The 4,918-nt window shown below is 51.5% G+C and carries 2 rRNA genes; both read left to right on the top strand.

The features are described 5' to 3' along the window. The first annotated feature begins 49 nt into the window (after positions 1 to 49). Positions 50 to 1,620 (top strand): 16S ribosomal RNA (locus KQI76_RS11475). A gap of 377 nt (positions 1,621 to 1,997) precedes the next feature. Beyond that, a 23S ribosomal RNA gene (locus KQI76_RS11470) occupies positions 1,998 to 4,916 on the top strand. Together the 16S and 23S rRNA genes form the textbook arrangement of a ribosomal RNA operon. Positions 4,917 to 4,918: the final 2 nt, after the last annotated feature.

Raw genomic sequence — 4,918 nt, 5'->3', positions numbered from 1 at the left:
AAGTAAGAAGAAGCTAGTGCTTCAAATGAGAGTAGAACAACTCAACAATTTTATTGAGAGTTTGATCTTGGCTCAGGATGAACGCTGGCGGCGTGCCTAATACATGCAAGTCGAGCGCGTGAAACTTTTCAGATCTCTTCGGAGTGACGAGAAGTGGAACGAGCGGCGGATGGGTGAGTAACACGTGGGCAACCTGCCTATAAGACTGGGATAACTCGCGGAAACGCGAGCTAATACCGGATAAGACCTTTTGTTACCTAATAAGAGGATGAAAGGCGGCTTTTAGCTGTCACTTATAGATGGGCCCGCGGCGCATTAGCTAGTTGGTGGGATAAAAGCTCACCAAGGCAACGATGCGTAGCCGACCTGAGAGGGTGATCGGCCACACTGGGACTGAGACACGGCCCAGACTCCTACGGGAGGCAGCAGTAGGGAATCTTCCGCAATGGACGAAAGTCTGACGGAGCAACGCCGCGTGAACGAAGAAGGTCTTCGGATCGTAAAGTTCTGTTGTTAGGGAAGAACACGTTTCATTCGAATAGGATGGGACCTTGACGGTACCTAACGAGAAAGCCCCGGCTAACTACGTGCCAGCAGCCGCGGTAATACGTAGGGGGCAAGCGTTGTCCGGAATTATTGGGCGTAAAGCGCGCGTAGGCGGTTTTTTAAGTCTGATGTGAAATCTTGCGGCTCAACCGTAAGCGGTCATTGGAAACTGGAGAACTTGAGGACAGAAGAGGAGAGTGGAATTCCACGTGTAGCGGTGAAATGCGTAGAGATGTGGAGGAACACCAGTGGCGAAGGCGACTCTCTGGTCTGTATCTGACGCTGAGGTGCGAAAGCGTGGGTAGCGAACAGGATTAGATACCCTGGTAGTCCACGCCGTAAACGATGAGTGCTAGGTGTTAGGGGGTTTCCGCCCCTTAGTGCTGGCGTTAACGCATTAAGCACTCCGCCTGGGGAGTACGGCCGCAAGGCTGAAACTCAAAAGAATTGACGGGGACCCGCACAAGCGGTGGAGCATGTGGTTTAATTCGAAGCAACGCGAAGAACCTTACCAGGTCTTGACATCCCACTGACCGCTCTAGAGATAGGGCTTTCCCTTCGGGGACAGTGGTGACAGGTGGTGCATGGTTGTCGTCAGCTCGTGTCGTGAGATGTTGGGTTAAGTCCCGCAACGAGCGCAACCCTTGAACTTAGTTGCCAGCATTCAGTTGGGCACTCTAAGATGACTGCCGGTGACAAACCGGAGGAAGGTTGGGATGACGTCAAATCATCATGCCCCTTATGACCTGGGCTACACACGTGCTACAATGGATGGTACAAAGGGCTGCGAAGCCGTGAGGTGGAGCGAATCCCATAAAACCATTCACAGTTCGGATTGTAGGCTGCAACTCGCCTACATGAAGCCGGAATCGCTAGTAATCGTGGATCAGCATGCCACGGTGAATACGTTCCCGGGTCTTGTACACACCGCCCGTCACACCACGAGAGTTAGCAACACCCGAAGTCGGTGAGGTAACGCTTTTAGCGAGCCAGCCGCCGAAGGTGGGGCCAATGATTGGGGTGAAGTCGTAACAAGGTAGCCGTATCGGAAGGTGCGGCTGGATCACCTCCTTTCTAAGGAAAACAGGAAGTGGAGACGCCTTGTCCATCGACGTACAGATTGGAGAAAGACTGACGAGATAAAGGAAATACGATGAGCGTGAGCGAATCGATATTGACTTATCGTAGGAAGGCATTCGAAATCTGCGAGTCGATAAGGCGTTGGAACTAGACTGATATAATAAGTCTTAACTATTCAGTTGTTTGGTTCAGTTTTGAGAGATCAATCTCTCAAAAAACATGTACCTTGAAAACTAGATAAGAAAAAACAGGACGTGAACGCTTCTTTTTGAAAGAAAAGTAAGCACACGAGACTGTATGACAAGACATCAAATCAAACTTTAACCAAAGTAAGACCAAAGTCTTTTTTACTGTAAAGCATGAATCATCTTAGTTAAGTAAGAAAGGGCGCACGGTGGATGCCTTGGCACTAGGAGCCGATGAAGGACGGGACGAACACCGATATGTCTCGGGGAGCTGTACGTAAGCATTGATCCGGGAATTTCCGAATGGGGGAACCCTCTACTCGTAATGGAGTAGAACATTTAACTGAATCCATAGGTTAAATGCGGCAGACCTGGGGAACTGAAACATCTTAGTACCCAGAGGAAGAGAAAGCAAAAGCGATTTTCCAAGTAGCGGCGAGCGAAAAGGAAAGAGCCCAAACCAAGAAGCTTGCTTCTTGGGGTTGTAGGACACATCATATGGAGTAAGAAAGTGACCATTTACACGAAGCGACCTGGAAAGGTCCGCGACACAAGGTAACAGCCCTGTAGTGGAAAAGTGGTGACCTCTGATGTGGATCCTGAGTACGGCGGAACACGTGAAATTCCGTCGGAATCCGGGAGGACCATCTCCCAAGGCTAAATACTCCCTAGTGACCGATAGTGAACCAGTACCGTGAGGGAAAGGTGAAAAGCACCCCGGGAGGGGAGTGAAAGAGAACCTGAAACCGTGTGCCTACAAGTAGTCGAAGCCCGTTAATGGGTGACGGCGTACCTTTTGTAGAATGGACCGGCGAGTTACGATTCCCTGCAAGGTTAAGCCAGAAAAGGTGAAGCCGCAGCGAAAGCGAGTCTGAATAGGGCGAAAGCGAGTAGTGGATCGTAGACCCGAAACCGTGTGATCTACCCATGTCCAGGGTGAAGGTCAGTTAACACTGACTGGAGGCCCGAACCCACGTATGTTGAAAAATGCGGGGATGAGGTGTGGGTAGGGGTGAAATGCCAATCGAACACGGAGATAGCTGGTTCTCTCCGAAATAGCTTTAGGGCTAGCCTCAAGGTATGTATGCTGGAGGTAGAGCACTGATTGAACGAGGGGCCCTCACCGGGTTACCGAATTCAGTCAAACTCCGAATGCCAGACATATTGCCTTGGGAGTCAGACTGTGGGTGATAAGGTTCATAGTCGAGAGGGAAACAACCCAGACCGTCAGCTAAGGTCCCAAAGTATACGTTAAGTGGAAAAGGATGTGGCGTTGCCCAGACAACCAGGATGTTGGCTTAGAAGCAGCCATCATTTAAAGAGTGCGTAATAGCTCACTGGTCGAGTGACGCTGCGCCGAAAATGTACCGGGGCTAAACGTATCACCGAAGCTACGGATTGTTCTTCGAACAATGGTAGGAGAGCGTTGTAAGTGCAGAGAAGTCAGACCGAGAGGACTGGTGGAGCGCTTAGAAGTGAGAATGCCGGTATGAGTAGCGAAAAAGAAGTGAGAATCTTCTTCACCGAAAGCCTAAGGTTTCCTGAGGAAGGCTCGTCCACTCAGGGTTAGTCAGGACCTAAGCCGAGGCCGAAAGGCGTAGGCGATGGACAACAGGTTGATATTCCTGTACCACCTCATGACCGTTATGAGCGATGGGGGGACGCAGAAGGATAGGGAAAGCGTGCGGATGGAAGTGCACGCCCAAGCCATGAGTCAGTCAGATAGGTAAATCCGTCTGACCTAAATGATGGGTGGCGATGGGGAAGGAAATAGAGTACTGAAGTTCCCGATTTCACACTGCCAAGAAAAGCCTCTAGCCAGGTCACAGGTGCCTGTACCGCAAACCGACACAGGTAGGCGGGATGAGAATTCTAAGGTGAGCGGGAGAACTCTCGTTAAGGAACTCGGCAAAATGACCCCGTAACTTCGGGAGAAGGGGTGCTTCTTGCATGAGAAGCCGCAGTGAAAAGGCCCAAGCGACTGTTTAGCAAAAACACAGGTCTCTGCGAAGCCGAAAGGCGAAGTATAGGGGCTGACACCTGCCCGGTGCTGGAAGGTTAAGGGGATGCGTTAGTGTTCGCACGAAGCGTTGAACTGAAGCCCCAGTGAACGGCGGCCGTAACTATAACGGTCCTAAGGTAGCGAAATTCCTTGTCGGGTAAGTTCCGACCCGCACGAAAGGTGCAACGACTTGGGCACTGTCTCAACGAGAGACCCGGTGAAATTAAACTATGCGTGAAAATGCGCATTACCCGCGACAGGACGGAAAGACCCCGTGGAGCTTTACTGTAGCCTGATATTGAATGTTGATACCCTTTGTACAGGATAGGTGGGAGCCGTAGAAACGTGAGCGCTAGCTTACGTGGAGGCGCCGGTGGGATACCACCCTGATGGTGTTGACCTTCTAACCCAGGACCGTGATCCGGTTCGGAGACAGTGTCAGGCAGGCAGTTTGACTGGGGCGGTCGCCTCCTAAAGAGTAACGGAGGCGCCCAAAGGTTCCCTCAGAATGGTTGGAAATCATTCATCGAGTGTAAAGGCAGAAGGGAGCTTGACTGCGAGACCTACAAGTCGAGCAGGGACGAAAGTCGGGCTTAGTGATCCGGCGGTACCGAATGGAAGGGCCGTCGCTCAACGGATAAAAGCTACCCCGGGGATAACAGGCTTATCTCCCCCAAGAGTCCACATCGACGGGGAGGTTTGGCACCTCGATGTCGGCTCATCGCATCCTGGGGCTGTAGTCGGTCCCAAGGGTTGGGCTGTTCGCCCATTAAAGCGGTACGCGAGCTGGGTTCAGAACGTCGTGAGACAGTTCGGTCCCTATCCGTCGTGGGCGTTGGAAGTTTGAGAGGAGCTGTCCTTAGTACGAGAGGACCGGGATGGACATACCGCTGGTGTACCAGTTGTTCCGCCAGGAGCATGGCTGGGTAGCTACGTATGGAAAGGATAAGTGCTGAAAGCATCTAAGCATGAAGCCCCCCTCAAGATGAGACTTCCCATCATTAGAGTAAGATCCCTCAGAGACGATGAGGTAGATAGGTTCGAGGTAGAAGCATGGCAACATGTGCAGCTGACGAATACTAATCGATCGAGGACTTAACTAAAA

The sequence above is a fragment of the Amphibacillus sp. MSJ-3 genome, from assembly GCF_018919165.1.
Taxonomy (GTDB): Bacteria; Bacillota; Bacilli; order Bacillales; family Amphibacillaceae; genus Amphibacillus.
Note: the sequence above shows the minus strand (reverse complement) of the source record. Positions and strands in the feature narration are given on the sequence as shown.